The 22,120-nt window shown below is 46.2% G+C and carries 22 protein-coding genes and 1 pseudogene; 1 reads left to right on the top strand and 22 read right to left on the bottom strand.

All coding sequences use genetic code 11. The features are described from left to right. Positions 1-5 precede the first annotated feature (5 nt). The 6 genes and pseudogenes from trmFO to MHI21_RS10455 form a co-directional block, all read right to left on the bottom strand. Positions 6-1,346: an FADH(2)-oxidizing methylenetetrahydrofolate--tRNA-(uracil(54)-C(5))-methyltransferase TrmFO gene (gene trmFO, locus MHI21_RS10480; protein WP_341161716.1), complete on the bottom strand. Its 1,341-nt coding sequence runs from the start codon at positions 1,344-1,346 to the stop codon at positions 6-8. A 27-nt stretch (positions 1,347-1,373) separates the two neighbouring features. Continuing rightward, positions 1,374-3,476, bottom strand: a complete 2,103-nt coding sequence (gene topA, locus MHI21_RS10475; RefSeq protein ID WP_165175654.1) for a type I DNA topoisomerase — start codon at positions 3,474-3,476, stop codon at positions 1,374-1,376. A gap of 285 nt (positions 3,477-3,761) precedes the next feature. Beyond that, a pseudogene (gene dprA / locus MHI21_RS10470) lies at positions 3,762-4,879 on the bottom strand (DNA-processing protein DprA). 228 nt (positions 4,880-5,107) lie between these two features. After that, on the bottom strand, positions 5,108-6,037 hold the full coding sequence (gene sucD / locus MHI21_RS10465; protein WP_165175658.1) for a succinate--CoA ligase subunit alpha: 930 nt from the start codon (positions 6,035-6,037) through the stop codon (positions 5,108-5,110). A 49-nt stretch (positions 6,038-6,086) separates the two neighbouring features. Continuing rightward, positions 6,087-7,247 carry an ADP-forming succinate--CoA ligase subunit beta gene (gene sucC, locus MHI21_RS10460; protein WP_053325253.1) on the bottom strand — a complete coding sequence of 387 codons (1,161 nt, stop codon included), beginning with the start codon at positions 7,245-7,247 and terminating at the stop codon, positions 6,087-6,089. Between the two features lie 338 nt (positions 7,248-7,585). Continuing rightward, positions 7,586-8,056, bottom strand: coding sequence for a MarR family transcriptional regulator (locus MHI21_RS10455; protein ID WP_061831856.1), 471 nt, complete (start codon positions 8,054-8,056; stop codon positions 7,586-7,588). Positions 8,057-8,203: 147 nt separating this feature from the next. Here MHI21_RS10455 and MHI21_RS10450 point away from each other — a divergent pair, with 147 nt between their 5' ends. Continuing rightward, positions 8,204-8,632, top strand: coding sequence for an organic hydroperoxide resistance protein (locus MHI21_RS10450; RefSeq protein WP_069291719.1), 429 nt, complete (start codon positions 8,204-8,206; stop codon positions 8,630-8,632). A 368-nt stretch (positions 8,633-9,000) separates the two neighbouring features. Here the strand turns inward: MHI21_RS10450 and MHI21_RS10445 are convergent, their stop codons facing one another. The 16 genes from MHI21_RS10445 to MHI21_RS10370 all read right to left on the bottom strand — a co-directional run bounded on the left by MHI21_RS10445 (position 9,001) and on the right by MHI21_RS10370 (position 22,112). Further along, positions 9,001-10,620 carry a YifB family Mg chelatase-like AAA ATPase gene (locus tag MHI21_RS10445; RefSeq protein WP_342419966.1) on the bottom strand — a complete coding sequence of 540 codons (1,620 nt, stop codon included), beginning with the start codon at positions 10,618-10,620 and terminating at the stop codon, positions 9,001-9,003. 163 nt (positions 10,621-10,783) lie between these two features. Continuing rightward, a complete protein-coding gene (locus MHI21_RS10440; protein WP_025723284.1) occupies positions 10,784-11,335 on the bottom strand; it encodes a nitroreductase in 552 nt (183 codons plus the stop codon). Positions 11,336-11,490: 155 nt separating this feature from the next. Beyond that, on the bottom strand, positions 11,491-11,874 hold the full coding sequence (locus MHI21_RS10435) for a YraN family protein (protein WP_341161718.1): 384 nt from the start codon (positions 11,872-11,874) through the stop codon (positions 11,491-11,493). Beyond that, positions 11,874-12,173, bottom strand: a complete 300-nt coding sequence (locus MHI21_RS10430) for an EscU/YscU/HrcU family type III secretion system export apparatus switch protein (protein WP_061831852.1) — start codon at positions 12,171-12,173, stop codon at positions 11,874-11,876. Before MHI21_RS10430 ends, MHI21_RS10435 begins: the two co-directional genes overlap by 1 nt. Then, positions 12,170-14,281 (bottom strand): DNA ligase, encoded by a 2,112-nt coding sequence (locus MHI21_RS10425; RefSeq protein ID WP_342419965.1) that lies wholly within the window; start codon positions 14,279-14,281, stop codon positions 12,170-12,172. Before MHI21_RS10425 ends, MHI21_RS10430 begins: the two co-directional genes overlap by 4 nt. Before the next feature lie 90 nt (positions 14,282-14,371). Then, positions 14,372-15,019: a ribonuclease HII gene (locus tag MHI21_RS10420; protein WP_080682994.1), complete on the bottom strand. Its 648-nt coding sequence runs from the start codon at positions 15,017-15,019 to the stop codon at positions 14,372-14,374. 209 nt (positions 15,020-15,228) lie between these two features. Continuing rightward, on the bottom strand, positions 15,229-16,089 hold the full coding sequence (gene ylqF / locus MHI21_RS10415; protein ID WP_069292106.1) for a ribosome biogenesis GTPase YlqF: 861 nt from the start codon (positions 16,087-16,089) through the stop codon (positions 15,229-15,231). Between the two features lie 87 nt (positions 16,090-16,176). Continuing rightward, a complete protein-coding gene (gene lepB / locus MHI21_RS10410) occupies positions 16,177-16,803 on the bottom strand; it encodes a signal peptidase I (protein ID WP_025721709.1) in 627 nt (208 codons plus the stop codon). A gap of 101 nt (positions 16,804-16,904) precedes the next feature. After that, entirely contained in the window at positions 16,905-17,249 is a 345-nt protein-coding gene (rplS, locus tag MHI21_RS10405; RefSeq protein ID WP_010346403.1) for a 50S ribosomal protein L19, read from the bottom strand. Between the two features lie 224 nt (positions 17,250-17,473). Beyond that, entirely contained in the window at positions 17,474-18,292 is an 819-nt protein-coding gene (gene trmD / locus MHI21_RS10400; RefSeq protein ID WP_341161720.1) for a tRNA (guanosine(37)-N1)-methyltransferase TrmD, read from the bottom strand. Further along, on the bottom strand, positions 18,292-18,807 hold the full coding sequence (gene rimM, locus MHI21_RS10395) for a ribosome maturation factor RimM (RefSeq protein ID WP_165175670.1): 516 nt from the start codon (positions 18,805-18,807) through the stop codon (positions 18,292-18,294). The genes trmD and rimM overlap by 1 nt, the downstream gene beginning before the upstream one ends. 97 nt (positions 18,808-18,904) lie before the next feature. After that, the gene (locus tag MHI21_RS10390) at positions 18,905-19,135 is read right to left on the bottom strand and encodes a KH domain-containing protein (RefSeq protein WP_013309863.1); all 231 of its coding nucleotides are present in this window, start codon (positions 19,133-19,135) and stop codon (positions 18,905-18,907) included. 23 nt (positions 19,136-19,158) lie between these two features. Then, a complete protein-coding gene (gene rpsP / locus MHI21_RS10385; protein WP_013309862.1) occupies positions 19,159-19,431 on the bottom strand; it encodes a 30S ribosomal protein S16 in 273 nt (90 codons plus the stop codon). 67 nt (positions 19,432-19,498) lie between these two features. Then, entirely contained in the window at positions 19,499-20,875 is a 1,377-nt protein-coding gene (ffh, locus tag MHI21_RS10380) for a signal recognition particle protein (protein ID WP_254327919.1), read from the bottom strand. Positions 20,876-20,926: 51 nt separating this feature from the next. Beyond that, positions 20,927-21,295: a putative DNA-binding protein gene (locus MHI21_RS10375; RefSeq protein WP_069291713.1), complete on the bottom strand. Its 369-nt coding sequence runs from the start codon at positions 21,293-21,295 to the stop codon at positions 20,927-20,929. Positions 21,296-21,461: 166 nt separating this feature from the next. Next, positions 21,462-22,112 (bottom strand): hemolysin III family protein, encoded by a 651-nt coding sequence (locus tag MHI21_RS10370; RefSeq protein WP_342419964.1) that lies wholly within the window; start codon positions 22,110-22,112, stop codon positions 21,462-21,464. Positions 22,113-22,120: the final 8 nt, after the last annotated feature.

Raw genomic sequence — 22,120 nt, 5'->3', positions numbered from 1 at the left:
CATCCTTATGCCTGTACTTCAGCTGACATAACTCCCGTTTCGTTGATATAACCACGCAAACTTTCCAACGCGCGATTAGCGAGAGCTTCATTTTTTTCCTTTTTGTTACGAATCCGTTTCTCCAACTTTGGAAGCAAACCAAAGTTTGCATTCATCGGTTGAAAATGCTTAAAATCAGCGGTCGTAATATACCGCGCCATGCTACCTAGTGTCGTTTCCGCAGGAAATACAAACATTTCCTGTCCACGCGCTGCTCGTGCAGCATTCATCCCGGCCAGCAGACCAGAAGCCGCTGACTCCACATATCCCTCTACACCGGTCATTTGTCCGGCGAAGAATAGATTACTTCTTCCCTTAAACTGATAAGTTGGATGAAGTTGCTGCGGAGAATTAATAAAGGTATTGCGATGCATCACACCGTAACGTACAAACTCTGCGTCTTCAAGACCCGGAATCATTGAAAACACACGCTTTTGCTCCCCCCATTTGAGGTGAGTCTGGAAACCAACCAGATTATACAGCGTTCCTGCGGCGTTGTCCTGGCGAAGCTGAACAACTGCGTGGGGCAGTTCTCCTGTATGTGGATTTACGAGACCCACAGGTTTCATCGGTCCGAACAATGCCGTTTGTTTCCCACGTTGCATCATCACTTCGATGGGCATACAGCCTTCGAAATAAATTTCTTTTTCGAATTCCTTGACTTGCGCTACCTCAGCCGTAACCAGAGCCTCATAAAAAGCATCAAATTCCGCTTCGTTCATCGGACAATTCAAGTACGCTGCTTCTCCCTTATCATAACGGGAAGCCAGATAAACCTTGCTCATGTCGATAGAGTCCTTTTCTACAATCGGGGCTGCCGCATCGTAAAAATAGAAATACTCCTCTCCCATCAGTGATTTAATCTGTTCCGACAAAGCCGGAGAAGTTAAAGGCCCCGTCGCAATAACCACAATACCGTCCTGTGGGATTTCCTGAAGCTCTTCATTAACAACCTCGATCAAAGGATGTTGATGAAGCGTCTCAGTAATATGACCGGAAAATCCGTCACGATCCACTGCCAATGCACCGCCAGCCGGAACAGCATGACGATCTGCTGCACTCAGAATCAAGGAGTTTAGTATTCTCATCTCTTCCTTCAGTACACCTACTGCATTCGTTAGGCCGTTTGCTCGCAAGGAATTACTGCATACCAATTCGGCAAATTTATCTGTATGATGTGCTGGTGTTTTTACGACCGGCCGCATTTCATATAACTTGACTGGCACTCCACGGCTTGCAATTTGCCAGGCAGCTTCGCTGCCTGCCAAACCTGCTCCGATGACCGTTACCTTTTGTAGTTCACTCACGTTTAAATCCCCCTGCTATTGTTGTTCTTAAGAAGTCTCTACGCTCTCATCGCTCTCTTCCAGCATTTCGCTGTGATCGCAGACCGTACAGTTGAGCTTCGTCCCTTGTTTTGTACGTTTTTCGACCATTAGGCTACTGCAACTTGGGCAAGGCTTAATGGACGGTTTATCCCAGGAAACAAAATCACATTCCGGGTAGCGGTCACATCCATAGAAGATACGTCCCTTTTTACTCCGTCGTTCGACGACATGGCCCTCACCGCATGTAGGACAATTAATCCCGATATCCTTAACAATTGGCTTTGTGTTACGGCAATCTGGAAAAGCAGAACAGGCCAGGAATTTACCAAATCGGCCAAGCTTATACACCATTTGGCTGCCACACTTATCACAAATGACATCGGATACTTCATCTTTTATTTCAATTTCTTTCATTTCTTCTTCAGCCACTTCAAGTCGCTTCTCGAATGACTCGTAAAAGTCACTCAACACCTTGACCCAATTACCTTCGCCTTCTTCGACGTGGTCAAGATCACCTTCCATATTAGCTGTAAACTCCACATTCAGTATCTCTGGAAAGAACTCCTCCATCTGTTCGATGACCAATTCGCCCAGCTCTGTAGGGAAAAATTTCTTTTCTTCAATAGCAACGTACCCACGTTTCTGAATGGTTTCCAGCGTTGGTGCATACGTACTTGGACGTCCTATACCCAGTTCTTCCAGCGTCTTCACCAGTCGCGCTTCCGTATAACGGGGAGGCGGTTGTGTAAAATGCTGCTTCGGCTCAACCGCTTCTTTTTTTAATTTATCGCCTGGTTGAAGTGGTGGCAGCAGTTTATCTTCTTCGGTTTTACCATCGTCATTTCCCTCTACATACACTTTCATGAAACCTGGAAAACGAACCTTAGAACCTGCTGCCCGAAATATCGTCTCACCCGCTTCAATATCAACGGACAAAGTATCCATAATAGCAGATGCCATCTGACTGGCCATGAAACGTTCCCATACCAATTTGTACAAACGGAACTGATCCCGACTCATAAACGGCTTAACTGTTTCCGGATCGCGTAACGCAGAGGTTGGGCGAATCGCTTCATGCGCATCCTGGGCGTTGGCCGCTTTTTTTGAATATTGACGAGGAGTTTCAGGTACAAAAGCTTCGCCATATTTTTGAATAATTAAATCTTTCGCTTCCTCTTGAGCTGAAGCGGCGATCCGTGTGGAATCCGTACGCATATACGTAATCAAACCCACGGTCCCTTCTTTTCCTAAATCCACACCCTCATATAGCTGCTGAGCTACAGACATCGTTTTAGATGCACGGAAGTTGAGCTTCCGAGCCGCCTCCTGCTGCAAGGAACTTGTTGTGAATGGAGGAGAAGGATTGCGTAAACGCTCTTTCTCTTTCACATCGCGCACCTTGTAAGACGATTTTCCGATAGCTTCCAACACTTCTTGTACATCCGCTTCGCTGGAGAGCTCTTTCTTTTCACCACGCAGCTTATGAAATTTCGCTTCAAAGGTACTGTCTTTAATAGCTAGTTTAGCTGTAATCGTCCAGTATTCTTCCGGTACAAACTCACTAATTTCGTTTTCCCGGTCCAAAATAATTTTCACCGCAACCGACTGCACCCGCCCAGCGGATAGACCCTTTTTTACCTTTTTCCAGAGCAACGGGCTGATTTTGTAGCCAACAAGTCGATCCAGTATCCGTCGTGCCTGCTGAGCATTGACCAAATCCATATTGATTTTACGGGGGGTTTTAAAAGCATCTTTGACAGCCTGCTTCGTAATTTCATTAAATACAACACGGCAATCTGCTGTATCGTCCAGTTCCAGCGCATGTGCCAGATGCCAGGCAATAGCCTCACCTTCGCGATCCGGGTCAGCCGCCAGATATACTTTTTTCACTTTTTTTCGGGCATCCTTTAATTCTTTTAGAATTGAGCCTTTACCTCGAATGGTAATGTATTTGGGATTAAAATCATTTTCGACCTCTACGCCGATCTGACTCTTCGGTAAATCCCTGATATGACCCATGGAAGCCTTGACGATATATTTGCTGCCTAAGTATTTGCCGATCGTCTTCGCCTTGGAAGGCGATTCCACGATGACGAGTGAATCCGCCATAGGCTCTTCCTCCTCTCAATTACACACATGAATATGATAGACTTCCTGAAATGTGGTGAGTTATGACGCGGAGAGCGCTTAACAGATTGGTTATTTTTCCAGATCGCTGTGCTTGTTCAGAAAGATTCCATCTGCTCCGCTACTGCGAGTCATAATGTCAACACATTTCAGGAAGTGGGGAAGGAGTAGGAATCCGCGGCGCGGATGAATACCATACTGCCCTCCACCTGATGTTTAAAATTGAATTTGTGCATTTACTAACTAAGGACTTTGCAAAAACAACTACTAAATAAGCTTGTATTTTGTGCCCGCTAGCGGGCGATCCTTTTTTTTATGATTAACGATAACAGAACTGCGTGTAAAAGTCCAAAATCCCATGCCGTAGCATCAAGCAGTTCATCCAGTGTCATGGTTCCCTGTTCGAGCAACAGTATGACACGGTTTTCCTCAGAAGTCTCACTTTCTGGCACTTTGGAGGCCTGTTTCAGATTAAGACTCTGCTCTCTATTGTATGAAGAAACCTCCCTTGTACGCAAATCTGCTTCATACTCTTCAATAATATCCGAAGCTTCAGTGACTGTTTTGGCTCCTTGCTTGATCAAGCTCAGCGTGCCTCTACTCTTCGGTGACGTAATGGGTCCGGGAACAGCAAACACATCTCGATTTGCCTCTAGCGCAGCATCAGCTGTAATCAAGGAGCCGCTTCTTGCATCTGCTTCGACAACGAGCGTTCCCTTCGTTAGGCCAGCTATAATCCGATTACGTTGTGGAAACATTCCTGGATGTGACCTCATGCCTGGAGGGTACTCCGATACGATCAAGCCTTTGCTAGCCATCTCTGCAAATAAAGACGCATTTTGGGGAGGATAAATTTGATCAATCGCTGTTCCCAGTACACCAATCGTGTTTCCTCCCCGGCGCAGGGCTGTTTCGTGACAAATACTGTCAATTCCTCTCGCCAATCCGCTAACTACTGTAATCCCTGCATTACATAATCCATCTGTTAGTATCTCCGCTGCTCTACGTCCATAAGCGGTGGGAACACGGGTTCCTACCATGGCTACAGAACATGTATGCAAAAGTGATTTATCCCCTTTTGTATACATTACCCATGGTGGGTCAACTGTTTCCTTCATTAATAGGGGATAATCCTCGTCCACATAAGTTACCGTTCCAATATCACCGGATAGAACTCGCTGATATCGTTCATGCACCCATTCTTCATCGTAACACTGAGCCGCAATTCGTGCCTGAGCAGGGCTTAACCCTATCTCAATCCACTTTTGTTCGCTAAAATGCAGTAGCTCATGCAATCGATAGTCACTCGACCAAATACGCTGAATTGTTTTTCTTCCGATTCCCTCTAACTCATGTAAGCCTAACAAAAGCCATCTTTCTTCCAAACTATGGTTCCCCCATTCACGGAAGAGTGAACCCTCCCTTATTTTGTGGCACAATGAATCATTTTGCAAGCGTTTCCCTGACAAGCCTGTCTTAACGCAAAAAAAAGCAACCTTTTCATCCCCTGTTTCAGAAGATAAAAAGGTTGCTTACCTTTCTTTCATTATACACTAGCCTGCGGCAAATTTCGATGCAGTTTTATGGCCTGTATATTAATGAAGAAACACGATTTAATGTGTCGTACACAAATTCAAAATACCACGTGCTTCTAGCACACTTACCAGTGTCGAGCCCATTTCGGAAGGAGTCGGTGCCACCTTGATCCCACAGGCTTCAAGCGTGGCAATTTTCTCTTTGGCCGTTCCTTTTCCACCAGAAATAATGGCGCCTGCATGCCCCATCCGTTTGCCCGGAGGCGCAGTCACACCGCCGATAAAACCAACCACTGGCTTCGTCATATTGTCCCTGATCCACTCGGCAGCCTCTTCCTCGGCTGTACCACCAATTTCTCCGATCATAATGACAGCGTGAGTGTTGGGGTCCTCATTGAAACGTTGCAAAATGTCAATGAATTCTGAACCTTTAACGGGGTCACCGCCAATACCAACCGCGGAAGATTGTCCTATACCTCGGGTCGTTAACTGATGCACTGCTTCATAGGTCAAAGTACCACTACGTGACACAACACCTACATGACCTGGTAGATGAATGTAACCTGGCATAATACCGATTTTACATTCTCCTGGTGTAATAACACCTGGACAGTTAGGGCCAATCAGAACGGTCTTTTTACCTTCCATAAAACGCTTGACCCTGATCATATCAAGCACCGGAATGCCCTCCGTGATACAAATCACGAGATCTAAATCCGCATCTACAGCCTCCAAAATGGAATCTGCTGCAAAAGCCGGTGGCACGTAAATCACGCTCGCTGTTGCGCCAGTAGCTCCCTTGGCTTCGCTTACGGTGTTAAACACTGGCAATTTGACCTGTTGTCCGTTCTCCAGTGTAATTTCTACCTCGGTGCCCCCCTTACCTGGAGAAGTGCCACCTACCATTTGTGTACCATAATCAAGCGCACCCTTGGCATGAAACAACGCCGTTTTTCCCGTAATCCCCTGTGTAATCACCTTTGTATGCTTATCGACCAAAATACTCACGATCTTCACATCCCCTATCGTTTATTCGGCATATCGGAATGCAAACAGGCTATTGAACAAGTTCGACGATTTTTTGGGCGCCATCCGCCATGGAATCCGCTGCTACGATATTCAAACCGGATTCCGCTAAAATCTGTTTGCCGAGCTCAACATTTGTCCCTTCAAGACGGACAACAAGCGGACGAGTCAGCCCCAACTGTTTGGCAGCCTCCACGACTCCGTTCGCAATGATGTCACACTGCATAATTCCGCCGAAAATGTTCACGAAAATACCTTCTACCTTCGGATCGGACAAAATGATTTTGAACGCTTCGGTTACCTTTTCCGTCGTCGCACCGCCCCCTACGTCCAGGAAGTTGGCCGGATCGCCACCGTAATATTTGATAATATCCATGGTTGCCATCGCCAAGCCCGCACCATTGACCATACAGCCAATATTTCCGTCCAGAGCGATATAGCTTAGATCGTATTTAGATGCCTCAATTTCCTTCTCGTCCTCTTCATCCAAATCACGCAATTCCAAAATATCCTTGTGACGGAACAACGCATTAGAATCAAAATTCAGTTTGGCATCCAACGCCAGTACATTCCCATCACCCGTAACGACTAAGGGATTGATTTCTGCAATCGAACAGTCCTTGTCCACAAAAGCTTCGTATAGTGCCAGCATAAACTTGACCGCTTTGTTTACCAGTTCATTTGGGATATTAATGTCATACGCCAACTTACGTGCCTGATACACCTGAAGCCCAATCGCTGGATCAACAACCGCTTTAAAAATCTTCTCCGGAGTGGCTGCAGCCACCTCTTCGATTTCCGTACCGCCTTCTTCTGAGGCCATCATTACGATACGTCCAGTCGCACGATCTACGACAACGCCGACGTAATATTCTTTACGAATATCGCAGCCTTCCTCAACCAAAAGGCGTTTGACCTCTTTACCTTCAGGTCCGGTCTGATGCGTCACCAGCACCTTACCCAAAATTTCAGAAGCAAAAGTCCGCACCTCATCCAAACCTTTGGCAACTTTCACGCCACCCGCTTTACCGCGTCCACCAGCGTGAATTTGTGCTTTTACCACCGTAACAGCGCTTCCAAGCGATTCTGCCGCAGCAACGGCTTCCTCCACCGTATAGGCAACCTTACCGTTCGGTACAGCCACTCCGTACTGCTTCAATACTTCTTTACCCTGATATTCATGGATATTCATTCTGGAATCCTCCTATCAACATGACTGCAACAAGGGCGGTTCACAAGGAAATCTATACTAAACCTACATCATTGTAACATGTTTTTAAAACGCTTTCCTTATAATTTAACCTCATGAATTACAGTATTTTGATATCATTATCATTCCCAAAATCGAATGTTTGGATATTATTGGATATTTCTCTTAATACAAATTCACACAAAAAAAGCACCTCTACAACATGGGATTACCTAATCCACATTAAGAGGCACTTTAATTCTTCAAGCATTATTAGGTATTTTTTCTTTCAGCTGAGAACAACTCATGCCATAAGATTCGCAAGAGCAACTGAAAACACCTTATGATTTTTCAATTTGTACATTAGCTTGATGAACACGATCGAGCAGATCATTGAACTGGAGCAGAAGCGACCCAAATTGATCATGAGTCATACTTGTTTTTTCCTGGATGCACCCTGGTACGGACAGAGCTTTTTCCCGTAATGCGCTTCCCTCTGTCGTCAAAGAAATCAGCACCTTACGCTCATCCTGAGTGGAACGCTTTCGATCGATAAGCCCAGCGTTCTGCAATCTCTTCAATAGCGGAGTTAGTGTGCCGGAGTCCAAATATAGTGCCTCACCCAATTCCTTCACTGTACACTCTTCACGCTCCCAGAGCACGATAAGTACCAAATATTGCGAGTACGTCACACCGAGCTTTTCCAGATAAGGCTGGTATAGCTTCGTAATCTCTCTGGAGCATGCATATATGGCAAAGCATAACTGATTATCAAGTTTCAACGCTGTACCTTCATTAGGATTGTCTTTCATGCTGTCTGATCACCTACTTTCGTCATTATTTTAGCACATTATATAATAAAATACATGCTAATTGCACAAAATACTTTACAAACAATAATTATTTTGATAAATTAAATTGTGTAAAATATAAATTGAGCGAGAGGCAGTGATTGGATTATGATGACCATTCAACAAAAAATGTATGAAACAACAGTAAAAGCGGTTGGTGGACGTAACGGTTATATCGAGTCTTCTTCCCCTGAACTTCGTTTAGATATTGATACCCCAAAAGAAATGGGCGGCGCAGGCGGTGCAGGTACGAATCCAGAGCAATTGTTCGCAGCAGGCTATTCCGCTTGCTTTGACAGTGCCCTAAATATGGTTGCTCGCATGCAACGTATTAAGCATGAAGGTACTGAAGTAACAGCTACGGTCCATTTCGGCAAAGTGGAAGACGGCGGCTTCGGAATCGGAGTAAGTCTCGACGTACTGGTAAAAGGCGTCGATCATGAAACTGCAGTAAAACTGGTGGAAGGCGCGCACGAACAATGTCCATACTCCCGCGCTACTCGCGGTAATATTGAAGTGAAACTGAACGTTTTGTAACTTAGATTTCCTTAAGCTTATGTAGGGGGACGTCTCATCTCTCTTCATGGATTCAATCGTTTCGTTAGAATAAAGTTCACAACAAGCCCCTCAACCGTTTTGGTCGAGGGGTTTATTATCCTTTGAGCTATCCATTCCTTAAAGACTGTTTGTTTTTTTCCATCAAGTAACATGGGAGATGATGCATAATCGTATATACGAAAATGATATACTCATAGTATAATCACTATTGTCATAATCTTATTTTTCTTCTCCAGGTCTTTTTGCCTGGAGCTTTTTTTTGCTCTTTTTTCCACTTTCTATCATACCCCTTGGAAAAACTCTTTCATAAAAATAATGTGTTATAACTATTAAGTTTTATCGCCTTTTTAACTTTCAGGAAAACTGGCATTTGCTCTATCCATGTGGCGGTATTGAATAGCTTCAGCCACATGTGAAGTCAAAATTTTTTCTGAGTCATGTAAGTCTGCAATGGTACGCGAAAGCTTGAGAATTCGATCATACGCGCGCATGCTTAAACCGAGTGCGTCCATTGTCTGGTCAAGCAACTCTGCTGCATTTTTTTCTAATACGGCATATTTACGAAGCATCTGACCAGACAGCTCACTATTCCATGAAAAGGGAAGCTTGCTGTATCTGTGGATTTGTATCGCTTGAGCAGCCAGCACCTGCCTTCGCATTTCAGCGGACGACAATGATTCTTTTTCCTCCCGCCAATCCTTTGGCTGCGATACTTCAAGCTGAAGATCGATCCGATCCAGCAGTGGACCAGAAATACGTGAACGGTAGCGGGCTACTGCTGCAGGTGAACAGGTACAGCGCTGATGTTCCGTATCATTTCCGAAAAAGCCACAGTGACACGGATTTAAAGAGGCAGCAAGTAAGAAATGCGCCGGATACTTAAAAACAGCACGTGAACGACTGATCGTAACATTGTGGTCTTCCAAAGGTTGACGCAGCACTTCTAGTACATGACGGCTAAACTCAGGCAACTCATCCAGAAATAAAATCCCCCGGTGTGCAAGACTGATTTCTCCTGGTTTGGGTATACCTCCCCCACCCACCAAACCAGCAGCAGAGATCGTATGATGAGGCGAACGGAAGGGACGAATATTCATCAGATGAGGCGATGACTCCTTCCACTTCCCGGCAGCGCTGTATACTTTGGTGACTTCAAGCGCCTCCTTTTCAGTCAAAGGCGGAAGGATAGATGGCAATCTGCGGATGAGCATTGTTTTCCCAGCCCCCGGCGGTCCCATAAGCAGGATATTATGCATTCCGGCTGCAGCGATGACTAACGCACGCTTGGCGTGCAACTGACCCAACACATCGCTGTAATCCTCCATGTTGTTAGTTATCCCTTCTTTTTCACACAACGGTATATGCTCTGCCTGAGGTAAATGGTCATAGGAACAGATCATGACTTGTTTACTGGCAGTACAACTCTGATTTGTTGCTTGGCTATCAACAGTGCCTTGTGCATGATCTTCAATCGGAATAAGATCTGCTAAATGCCGTATAGCGTAAATACGTATACCCGTAATCAGACGAGCCTCGCTTGCGTTTTCCTGGGGAAGCAGCACGGAGTTGAATCCTTCTCGCTTGGCCAGATCAACCATGGACAGTACCCCATTCACAGGGCGAATACTGCCATCCAGCGCCAGCTCGCCAATAAACAACGTTCGTTCTCCCGCGGGTAAAACGACCTGTTCACTGGTCGTCAGCAACCCTAAAGCGATAGCAAGGTCAAAAGATGAACCTTCCTTACGCAAATCAGCAGGAGCTAAATTAATCGTGACACGCTGGGACGGATATTTAAAGCCACAGTTTTTAATTGCTGCTCTGACACGCTCCACTGCCTCTCGAATCGCCGAATCCGGCAATCCTATAATCGCTGTCTGAGGCAAGCCATTGGACAAATCAGTCTCAACTTCAATCAGAACGCCATCTATTCCATACAAACAAGCTCCGTGTAATTTTCCATACATATCAAAAAGCACCTCTCCTCATATTGGAATGCTCCCTCTCGGGAATCATTGCATATATGAAAAAAGGTGCTTCCAAATTTTCATTCTTTGCAAATGTGATGTTCGAATTTTTAGCTCCGAACCATGCTTTCAAAATTCTTGACTAAGTTTATCTGACGACAGATTATTTGTCAAACAAGGTCAGCTTGTCGGCTGCCGGAGTACGTGGCCTTGATTCCGGGATAACGTCAGGATAGCCTGCATATATCATTCCTATTACCTTCTCACCCGGTTGAATTCCCAAGTGCTCACGGAACTTAGGCGAATACAAAAATGGCTTTGTCACCCAAAACGTTCCGATTCCTTTGCTCCATGCGGCAAGCATAAAGTTTTGTACAAGCGCGCTGACCGCTGCAAAATCCTCATCCCAAACCGCTTGACGCGGGTCTTCTTCCAATACTACTAAAAGCTGGATCGGGTTGTGCAAAATGCCGCTCTCAAACTTGTTGTCCTTACCGATATCGGCTGCAATTGCTTTTGCAAGCTTTTTCCGTCCTTCACCAGCAAATAACAGAAAACGCCACGGTTCACGCATTTTATGATTAGGAGCCCACACAGCGACGTCCAGCAGTTCTTTGATCGTATCTACCGGAATGGAGTCGGATTTAAATCGTTTAATCGTCCGGCGTTCCTGAATTACATCTATGACATGTTCGCTAAAGGTATGCTTTGTCACGTAAATCCTCCTTCACAGGTACAACTTCTAGATATTCATTTTAAGATGAAAATGATAACTATTCTCAATAAAATATACCTGTAGCTTTCCTTCCTGTCAACCTGCACATATGAATTCAGTCCCGCACTCTTACCTTTGTATAAGCTCTTACTCGTTTAAAATGCGCCTATTAAATGGTCCGTAACAACTGCCTTTTCGTCAGTTAATTGTACAGAAATCATGTCAAAGCGGATTGGAGCATCTCCAATCCCGTTCATATGCAAATATACAGCGGCTGTTTGGCGAACTTGGGCTATTTTACGCGCAGTAACTGATTCTGCTGGCGTTCCATATTTGGAGCTACTTCGACTACGTACCTCAATAAACACGAGTGTATGCTCCTGCTTGGCAATCAGATCTATTTCACCACTGCGGCATCGCCAATTACGCTCTATGATACGGTAACCCAAGTTTTCTAAAAACAAAGCCGCTGCCTCTTCGCCCATCGCTCCTTTGGCTTTCCGTTGATCCTTGCCTCCAGCCTTCATTTCATTCGACATCACCAGTCATCCTTTGATGCAAGCCTATCCATTTGATATATATAGGTAAGCACCTCTGCCACCAACTGATAGAGCTCAGCAGGAATTTGTTCGTCCAAATCGAGTTTGGATAGTACTTCAACCAGCGCGGCATCCTCCTGTACTGGAACACCATGTTCTTTAGCTTTTTCTAAAATGCTATCCGCAATACGGCCGCTCCCTTTGGCAACGACAATCGGTGCTTCGCTCTCGCCAGGCGTATATTTAAGGGCGACCGCCTTCTTTATGGAAGGAGAAGGAGGTTCCAACGGCTCTTTCATATTTTAAGATCGACTCCTTTATACGGCTGAGGCACATAGCTTTGTACTTCAGAAGAGGCGAGACTGTTCTGTTCAGTCCTTATGGGCATAGGCTCGGTACGAAGCGATAGAAGTTGGTATCCTAGTGACTCCAACGCTGTGTGAATGGACTCACGCCCACTGGTTAACAACGAAGCCGCCCATTCATGATCATTATGGAGCTTGACACTTACAATCCGATCTACAACCTGGACATCTACCAGGGTCGGTCCAAGCCCCTTCATGTCCAAATCAAACCAAAGACGACAGTTGGAGGCGTCCAGCTCTCCACGTTTGCCGCGGCGGGACTGAATCTGGATCGTAGCTGTTTCACGACCGTCCGTTCCAACGAACGGTATAAACATGTGTACTTGGGCAAAAGGCGCCGTTCGGTCTGTATTGAGTAGCAACTGCTGACCTGTCAGGTGCTGTACAACCTGCTGGGCCGCCTCTTTCAAAGCGGGCGGCAGATCGTCACTGCTCATCAGCTGGAGCAGCGCCCCTTTTACGGTGTCTGCGTCTGCTGACACCGTGTCCCCAGACGCAGCCGCTAATCCCGGCAGCGGCTGCGGCATTCCCTCTGGCGGCTCCATACGTGCCGCCGCCCCTTGCGCGACCTGTGTAGTCGCGCGGTGTACTTGCTGCTCGTGCTCTGCACCGAGCAGCTTCAGTACGCGGCCCACCCACGGGTCCTCCGTGGGGGGAAGCTGCGTGCTGGACGCCGCAGGCTGCGACGCAGCGGCGTCTGCGGCTCGTGAGGCGCCAGCCGTTGGCTGCGCCACTTCCGTTGCGGGCTGCTCCGGCGCAGCTGTGCCCAGTGCGGGCGGCACCGCCGCGCGTAGCTCTTGCAGCAACGTGCGCAGCCGCTGGAGCGGCACCTCTGGCGCAGCAGTGTTACCTGCTGTGGATTGCGGCACAGGGGCACCAGCCTGCTGTGCGGTGGGACGGTCAGCCGTGGCCGCGTTTAAGGCTGTCTTTGCCCCCGCAGGCTCTGCCGTGGCAGCCGCTGGAGCACCATCCGCATCCTTAAGCTGTGTGCTTGCCGCAGTGGCTTGCTGTGACTGCTCCACTCTGGTGCGGGGACCATTTAATGCATTAGCATCCGATTCTCGAGCATTTACGCTAGCTTCCGATGCCACTGTCGCTCCGCGTCCATTGACTGCCTCCGCTTCTCCTGGAGCAGTCCCTTTGGCTGCAGATGTAGCTCCCGTCACAGTATCTGAATCTGTTGCTAAAGCACTCGCTTCACTCACTGCAGCAGCAAGGTTGGCTGCTTGAGTCCCTTTTAACAATTCCTTGCCGCCTGTGGTTTGTCCAGCTTCTGCCTGCTTTGCAGCGGTAGAAGCATCCTTGGACAGTATGGGAGCTTGGCCTTCCTGTCCATCTACAACCACCCCGGAAGAAGCACCTGTTGGACTAGCAGGCATTCGATCAGCGCTCTTTATAGCTGTTGATTCCGCCACTGAACGGTCAGTGGATATTCCCTGTCCTTGCTGCTTTAATACCGCTTCAAGCTCTTGCTCCAGCGAAGACAACAGATCATTTAAAGGAGGCCCAAACATCGCTTGACGCAATCCGTTTATGCTTTCTGCCGTCAATGGAAGTCCCCGCTGAAAGGCAACTGCCGCCGCCTGCACAAACGTTCCCAATTGTACATTGCCGTTTTGCTTCGCCATAGCTTCTCGCAAAGAGGCCGCATTTTCAGATGTCAACGGCACACCATTCTTTTGCATTGCCTGTATAAGCTCCCTGTTCTGAGCTGTATCCGGCAGTCCCACCGATTCCAATACATCTGTCAGCGCTACGGTTTGCTGTGGTGTATTGGTCACATCGTTCAGAGGCTTAAGCACCGTCATTCCGCTGGGGGAAGCCGGTTGAACCTGAAACGTTGTAGTCTGTCCAGGTTGAAGAGGGGTCTCCAGCTTTGCCCTGACCTGAGAACCTTGTATTTGCAACACAGCCTCGCTGCCGTCCTCAGACACCTTTAGCACGACTCCTCGTACAACCTGACCTGGCTGCATATCAAGTTTTTTAGCCTCTCCAGCCTTCACATCTCCAAGTAATCCACGAAATACAGATCCGATGTTCATATCGCCCCTCCTCTCACTCTCCCCCATTCAAAGGGGCTTATGGTATTAGTTATACTTTATATCGGCATTGTCCTGATTCATAATAAGCAACTACAGATCAAACAGCGTCGGTTGCTCCGTCAACAAATTGCCCAGAAAGCTGCGTCTATGCATCTTTGTAGGTCCTAGCGCCAAAATTTGTTCCCTGTGTAACTTGGTAGCGTAACCTTTATGTATACCGATCCCATATTCCGGATACTTCGCATCCCATTCACCTTTGCACAGCCGATCACGGGTTACCTTGGCGATGATAGATGCCGCCGCAATAGACTGACTGTTGGCATCTCCTTTAATAATAGAGAGCTGAGGAATAGGCACATCTACCTTTTCTGCATCCACCAGTAAATAATCAGGAGACACATGTAAAGCCTCAATAGCCTGCTTCATAGCCAAACGAGCTGCTTGTTTAATATTGATATCATCAATCGTCTGCGCGTCTACATAGCCAACTCCTACAGCAATAGCCTTCTCCATAATCAGCTCGTAGTATGCTTCTCTCTTCTTGTCCGTCAATTTTTTGGAATCATCCACACCTTCCAGTAACTCACCCACTGGTAAAATGACTGCTGCGGCCACAACATCACCAAACAGGCATCCACGACCTACCTCGTCAATACCTGCAATCCGCTCACAAGACTGCTCCCAGCATTTTTTTTCATAATGTAGCATGTCCTTCACTACAATCTCTTTATTTTCCATATTCAATACCTGCCCATCTATATGTAGTTTAACGCGTCATTCATGCCGTAGCTCTAGCGATTGAATTCAGCTTACCACAGACCTTCACCGTCCAAAACCCTTTTCTAACTGCCTTCAAATACCAAAAAAACCTTCCTCCTCTCCGGAGAGATGGGGAAGGTTCTTCCTTGCCACAAAATGCTATGTTCTGCATCGGTGTACCAGTAAAATCAGTAAGGAGCTTCCAAACTGAATCGTCCCAGCTTCCCTGCACGCAGCTCACGCAAAATGATTTTTGACGCCTTTTCGAGATCTACACGTCCGCCGCTAACAATACAGCCACGTTTACGTCCGATCGCTTCCATAACGTTGACAATTTCATCAGGATTTTCTGTATCTTCAGGACGTTCGGTGAGCTCAAAGCGCTCTGCCAGTGCGTCCCAATAGTACTGAACCAAATATTTAGTCGCAAAAAAGGCAATATCCTCGACATTCAGAATTTCTTCCTTGATCGCACCTGTAACTGCCAGACGATAGCCTACATTCTGATCCTCAAATTTAGGCCATAGAATCCCTGGTGTATCCAGCAATTCAATTTCTCCAATCTTGATCCACTGTTGTGCCTTCGTTACCCCTGGACGGTCACCCGTAGCTGCAATATTACGTCCCGCCATTCGGTTGATCAGTGTCGATTTACCGACATTCGGAATACCAACAATCAACCCACGCATAGGACGCGGGTTCATTCCCTTCCTAATCTGCCGATCTATCTTTTCCTTAAGCAGCAGCTTGGCCTGAATCGGAATTTCTTTTAGTCCCGTCCCAGTTGTGGCATCCACCGGAAAGGCCACATGCCCCTGCTCCTTAAAATAGGCAATCCATTGCTGTGATACTACCGGGTCCGCCAAATCTGCTTTATTCAAAATAATCATTCGCGGCTTGCCTTGCAAAATATCATCAATCATTGGATTTCGGCTGGAGAGCGGCAATCGAGCATCAATCAGCTCAATGACCAAATCAATTAACTTTAATTTTGCCTCAATTTGGCGGCGAGCTCTGGTCATATGACCAGGGAACCATTGAATCGTCACCGTCATCACCCCATTGATCGTAACTCCTACTTTTTACCCTTAGGCTCTTCGTTAGGATTACGGCAGCTATGCTGCTTATTAGTTATTCTAGTGGTTAATCCACTGCATATCTTTCGCCGGCCAGAAAATAACGTCAGCCCGACCCACGACTTCTTTCAAATCAATATATCCGATCATCCGACTGTCTGTACTATTGGAACGGTTATCTCCCATTACAAAAATATGCCCAGCCGGAACTTTTCCATCCTTAAACTTCTCATTTGGAAAATTTGTAAACTTGTTGTAAAGCTCGCCATTTTGATGCGCTTCTTCCAAAGGAGCTTTCAGGTAAGATTCCTGAATCGGCTTGCCATTTACTGTAATTGTGTCACCTTCTACCTTGACCGTATCTCCTTCAACGGCAATGACGCGTTTGATAAAGTCTCTTCCTTCCTCCGGCACATGAAACACGATCACTTCGCCTGGTTTAGGGGCACGGAAATCATACAAAATCTCATTCACAATGACGCGTTCTCCGGTATGAAAGTTAGGCTGCATCGACGGGCCATCCACAATAAACGGCTTAAAGAGAAGCCAGCGGATTAAAAAGACAAGCACTAACGCAATAATGATGGCCTTGAGCCACTCAAAAATCTCATTTTTTGGTTTACGCTTGGGCGTACCATCCTGATCAGTTGGCTGCTGTACAGCTCCTTGTCCTACTTCTTGCTCCATAGCTCACTGTCCTCTCTTTACGGTCAATAATCCACAGTTCCCTATGTACGTAGAAAAAACGAAAGGAGCTTGTAACCAAGCCCCTTTCGTTTTTCGTTGTATTAACGACGAATTTCTTTAATTCTCGCTGCTTTACCGCGCAGTTCACGAAGATAATAAAGCTTCGCACGACGCACTTTACCACGGCGAGCCACGTCGATTTTATCGATTTTTGGGGAATGAAGCGGGAAAGTTCTTTCCACACCTACACCGTAAGAAATTTTACGAACTGTAAAAGTCTCACTGATTCCACCACCACGGCGTTTAATGACAACACCTTCAAACAACTGGATACGCTCACGAGTTCCCTCAATAACTTTCACGTGCACTTTCAAAGTGTCACCAGGACGAAAGTTAGGCAAATCTTTACGCAGTTGTTCTTCAGTGATCGCTTGGACGATATTCATCTATGACTCCCTCCTTCCGTACAGGTGTTCATGCTTCTTCTGGAAACACAACCGTTTCCTTCATCATCCACAGAGGACCACCGTATTACACACAACAGATGTATTGTATCATGGAGGATACCGCATTGCAACAACAAAAAGGGATTTGACCAAACATTATTTAATTGACTCCATTATAAAACAGGTCACTGCCTGCTTTCAAATCCACTCATGCCTAAGACGCTTTATTGCTTATCCCCCAAACAGTCAGATTTGCGCTGCTCCTCAACCCACACGCGCTCCTTGCCTGTCAGTTCAACCTGTTCCAACAGGTCTGGTCGGCGTTCCATCGTGCGACGTAACGCCTCTTGGCGTCTCCAAGAATCAATATTGACGTGATGCCCTGACAGGAGTACATCAGGAACTTTCCAGCCCCGAAACTCCGCAGGCCGGGTATAATGGGGGTACTCCAGCAGCCCGGTACTAAACGAGTCCGTTACCGCACTCGTTTCGTTCCCCAGCACTCCTGGTAGCAACCGTGTCACACTGTCAATGACGGCCATGGCTGGAAGCTCACCACCAGTCAACACATAGTCTCCGATAGAAAGCTCATCCGTCACCAAATGCTTTCGAATACGCTCATCATAACCCTCATAATGCCCACATATAAAAATAAGATGGTCCTCTTTGGCCAGCTCTTCCGCTTTCTTTTGCGTAAAAGTCTCGCCTTGTGGACACATCAAAATGATACGCGGAGATTTTATGTCTGTGTTACGTTCTATCCCTTCATGTTGAATAACTTCATCGGCAGTTTCTAATGTTGATTCCTCTGATTTATCCAACAGCGCTTCCACGGCAGCAAAAATAGGGTCAGGCTTCAAAACCATGCCGCCCCCACCGCCATAGGGCGTATCATCCACTTGTCCATGCTTGTTGCCGGCATACTGACGAAAATTAACCGCTTGCAGTGATACAATTCCCTTATCCCTTGCTTTTCCCAGAATGCTTGCATTAAATACTCCATCAAACATCTCTGGAAACAGGGTCAGCACATCTACCCGCATTACAGCAGACCTTCCATCAACCGTACCGTAACCCGTTTTTCGCGCACGTTTACATCCAAAATAACATCCTCTATATACGGCAATAGCAGTTCCTTGCCTTTAGGCATTTTGACTACCCATACATCATTGGCTCCCGGAGTCAAAATTTCTTTAACCACGCCGAGCTCATTTCCGTCTTCGGTCACCACTTCCATGCCGACTACTTCATGAAAATAGAATTCATTTTCTTCCAATTCGCCTAACCGATCAGCAGATACCTTCAACAAAGTACCTTTATATTTTTCAACTTCATTGATATTGTGATATTCCTTAAATTTAGCGACAACCATATTTTTTTGAAAACGCGCTGTTTCAATAGTTACGGGAATCGGGGCTTTACCTTCAGCCGGAACAATCAAAAGTTCACTACCTTTAGCAAAGCGATCCTCTGGGAAATCTGTCGTCGTTAATATTTTAAGCTCCCCACGGATTCCATGGGTGTTCACAATTTTTCCGACATTAAACAATTGTTGCATCGTGTTCCTCCTGCTTGTAATCGGTCCCGCTCCATATCATCTTCATCATGTACGAAAAAGGGTTAGGACATACATCCTAACCCACTTTCGTATATCTTTAAGATATGATGTCTACGGTAACCCGTTTATCCATCTTAACGGCTGCTGATGCAACCACAGTGCGAAGCGCCTTGGCGATACGACCCTGCTTACCAATGATTTTGCCTACATCCTCAGGATGCACACTAAGCTCATATACAACAAGCCGATCCTTCTCCAAGGTCTTCACGGTTACATCTTCCGGATGATCGACTAAAGCCTTAGCAATGATTATCACTAATTCTTCCATGGTTGACCCTCCGTATCAGCACCTTATTTCTGTAGTTTAGACTCATGAAACTTTTTCATTACGCCCGCTTTGCTAAGCAAGTTACGGACTGTGTCGGATGCTTGTGCACCATCTTGCAACCATTTCAGCGCTTTATCTTCATCAATTTTTACAACCGCTGGTACTGTGATTGGGTTGTAGTAACCGATTTCTTCGATAAAACGACCGTCACGCGGGGAACGAGAATCAGATACCACGACGCGATAGAAAGGAGCTTTATGTGCACCCATACGTTTCAGACGAATACGAACTGCCACGAAAATTCACCTCCTTCAAAAAGTAGACTGTATATTGTTATCCCATAATTCCAAGGGCCTATTGGCCTTAGCGGAAAGGAAACTTCATACCTTTACCCATACTCTTCAACTGCTTCATAGCCTTGTTTTTGCCACCCTTAGGTCCCATCATATCTGAGAACTGCTTCATCATGCGACGCATTTCGTCGAATTGCTTTATCAGACGATTTACCTCAGCCAGTGATGTTCCGCTGCCTACAGAAATACGTTTGCGACGGCTATGATTAATCATATCTGGGTTTTGCTTTTCTTGTGTGGTCATAGAATGAACGATAGCCTCAATCCGGCCCATCTGTTTGTCATCCACTTTGATATCTTTCATTTGCTTCATGTTGCCCATACCGGGAATCATATCAAGAATCTGGTCGATTGGGCCAAGCTTCTTAACTTGATCCATTTGCTCCAGAAAATCTTCAAAAGTAAACTCGGCATTACGCATTTTCCGTTCCATTTCCTTCGCCTTATCGGCGTCGATATTGGACTGCGCTTTTTCAATCAGGGACAACATGTCACCCATGCCTAAAATCCGTGAAGCCATCCGTTCAGGATGAAACGGCTCCATCGCATCCAGCTTTTCACCCAATGTAGCAAACTTGATCGGACATCCCGTCACAGCTTTAACCGATAAAGCTGCACCACCACGAGTGTCACCATCCAGCTTCGTCAGTACAACTCCCGTTAGCTCCAGGCTATTATTAAAGTGCTCCGCAACGTTAACCGCATCCTGCCCCGTCATGCTATCTACAACCAGTAGAACTTCATCCGGGTTGACGTTGGTATGAATCTGGCGCAACTCTTCCATGAGCTCTTCATCAACATGAAGACGACCAGCAGTATCTATAATAACGTAGTCATTACCATTATCCTTAGCATGCTGCAAACCCTGTTTTGCAATTTCTACAGGGCTTGTCTGATCTCCCAAAGTAAATACAGGAGTATTAATCTGCTCCCCAAGAACCTGAAGTTGCTTGATCGCGGCTGGTCTATAAATATCACCAGCTACAAGCAATGGACGGTGATTTTGCTTTTGCAGTAATTTCGCCAGTTTACCAGACGTCGTCGTCTTACCTGCGCCCTGGAGACCCACCATCATAATGACCGTAGGCGGTTTGTTTGCTTTGGCAAGCTTGGCCTGACTGCCCCCCATCAACTCGGTCAGTTCCTTGTTCACGATGTCGATGATGACCATGCCTGGCGTAAAGCTGTCCATCACTTCCTTACCAACGGATTTCTCCTTTACCTTGGCAATAAAGTCCTTTACAACCTTGAAGTTAACGTCCGCCTCAAGCAAAGCTAATCGTACTTCACGCATCGCCTGAGCTACATCCTCCTCAGACACTTTCCCTTTACCGCGCAGTTTACTGAATACATTTTGCAAGCGAGTCGATAATCCTTCAAATGCCATACTTTCGCACCTCCTTGTCTACCAGGGTTGTTTGTTCTTAATCTATATGTCCTACAGTTCCTGCAGGCGATTTACAATTTGATGAACATGTTGCAGAATGCCTTCATCGGACTCACCGATTTTACCGAATGCCTCATACAACGTCTTATTTAATTCTTCGAGATCTTGGATTCTACGCTCATACTTGCTTAGCAAACCAAGCTTTTCCTCGTACATTTCCAATACCTGTTCAGCACGTTTAATATGTTCATATACTGCCTGACGGCTAATTTGAAATTCCGATGCAATTTCCCCTAAAGAAAAATCATCATGGAAGTAATATTTTAAAAACATCTGTTGCTTCTCTGTAAGCAGAGGTTCATAGAAGTCAAACAGTCGGTTAATCCGGTTTGTCTTTTCCAGCCGATTCTCCTGACTCATCTTGTATACCTCCATCGTCAAGGAAAAACACTTTACAGTTCTTTTCAACGTTCCTTATGATACATAAAAGAAAAGAAGATGTCAAGCGTTATCCCTTGTCATACAAAAAAAAGCCGATCCACTGCCCTCAAACGGAAGTACGGATCGGCTTTTTGCCCACTGTTACTTAAACCCTTACTGGAGTAAGATACAGCAGAACAGCCAGAAAATGAAGTATGCTGCCTGCTAAAACAAACAGATGCCAGATCGCATGGTGATATGGAAATGCCCGCCACACATAGAAAATCGTGCCCAACGTATACATAAGACCACCTACGAACAATAACGTCATCCCTCCGGCGGGAACAGTCGCAACCAGAGGATTCCAGGCAATTGTGATGAGCCAGCCCATCACAATGTAAAACACGGTAGACATAAACAGGAAGCGCTTGGTGAAGAACGCCTTGAACAACACACCAAACAGTGCAATCCCCCAAATCACTCCAAACAGTGTCCATCCCAGAGTACCTCGCAGTGCAACGAGCATAAACGGGGTGTAGCTACCTGCAATGAACAGGTAAATGCAAGAATGATCGAATATTTCGAACAAATCCTTCATTTTCCCTTCACGCAGGCTATGAAGCAACGTTGAATTGGTGTACAACAGCAACATCGTAATCCCGTAAATCGTAAAGCTGACGACATGCCAAGTGGTTCCTTTCAAGCTAGCAAAAACAATGAGTAACACAAGCGCTACCACGCTTAAAACGGCTCCAATTCCATGTGTAATGGCGTTGGCTACTTCTTCCCGTCGGGAGTAGGTATAGGTGTTTGCCATCGGTTTTT

The organism is Paenibacillus sp. FSL H8-0168 (genome assembly GCF_038592955.1).
GTDB classification, from domain to species: domain Bacteria; phylum Bacillota; class Bacilli; order Paenibacillales; family Paenibacillaceae; genus Paenibacillus; species Paenibacillus polymyxa_B.
This window is presented reverse-complemented; position numbering and strand designations above follow the sequence as displayed.

Bases quoted from the DNA above. Each gene is read 5' to 3' on its own strand.
- topA (WP_165175654.1), bottom strand. From the start codon at position 3,476: ATGGCGGATTCACTCGTCATCGTGGAATCGCCTTCCAAGGCGAAGACG.
- sucC (WP_053325253.1), bottom strand. From the start codon at position 7,247: ATGAATATCCATGAATATCAGGGTAAAGAAGTATTGAAGCAGTACGGA.
- MHI21_RS10455 (WP_061831856.1), bottom strand. From the start codon at position 8,056: ATGAAAGACAATCCTAATGAAGGTACAGCGTTGAAACTTGATAATCAG.
- MHI21_RS10450 (WP_069291719.1), top strand. From the start codon at position 8,204: ATGATGACCATTCAACAAAAAATGTATGAAACAACAGTAAAAGCGGTT.
- MHI21_RS10445 (WP_342419966.1), bottom strand. From the start codon at position 10,620: ATGTATGGAAAATTACACGGAGCTTGTTTGTATGGAATAGATGGCGTT.
- MHI21_RS10435 (WP_341161718.1), bottom strand. From the start codon at position 11,874: ATGTCGAATGAAATGAAGGCTGGAGGCAAGGATCAACGGAAAGCCAAA.
- MHI21_RS10430 (WP_061831852.1), bottom strand. From the start codon at position 12,173: ATGAAAGAGCCGTTGGAACCTCCTTCTCCTTCCATAAAGAAGGCGGTC.
- MHI21_RS10425 (WP_342419965.1), bottom strand. From the start codon at position 14,281: ATGAACATCGGATCTGTATTTCGTGGATTACTTGGAGATGTGAAGGCT.
- MHI21_RS10420 (WP_080682994.1), bottom strand. From the start codon at position 15,019: ATGGAAAATAAAGAGATTGTAGTGAAGGACATGCTACATTATGAAAAA.
- lepB (WP_025721709.1), bottom strand. From the start codon at position 16,803: ATGGAGCAAGAAGTAGGACAAGGAGCTGTACAGCAGCCAACTGATCAG.
- rplS (WP_010346403.1), bottom strand. From the start codon at position 17,249: ATGAATATCGTCCAAGCGATCACTGAAGAACAACTGCGTAAAGATTTG.
- trmD (WP_341161720.1), bottom strand. From the start codon at position 18,292: ATGCGGGTAGATGTGCTGACCCTGTTTCCAGAGATGTTTGATGGAGTA.
- rimM (WP_165175670.1), bottom strand. From the start codon at position 18,807: ATGCAACAATTGTTTAATGTCGGAAAAATTGTGAACACCCATGGAATC.
- MHI21_RS10390 (WP_013309863.1), bottom strand. From the start codon at position 19,135: ATGGAAGAATTAGTGATAATCATTGCTAAGGCTTTAGTCGATCATCCG.
- ffh (WP_254327919.1), bottom strand. From the start codon at position 20,875: ATGGCATTTGAAGGATTATCGACTCGCTTGCAAAATGTATTCAGTAAA.
- MHI21_RS10375 (WP_069291713.1), bottom strand. From the start codon at position 21,295: ATGAGTCAGGAGAATCGGCTGGAAAAGACAAACCGGATTAACCGACTG.
- MHI21_RS10370 (WP_342419964.1), bottom strand. From the start codon at position 22,112: ATGGCAAACACCTATACCTACTCCCGACGGGAAGAAGTAGCCAACGCC.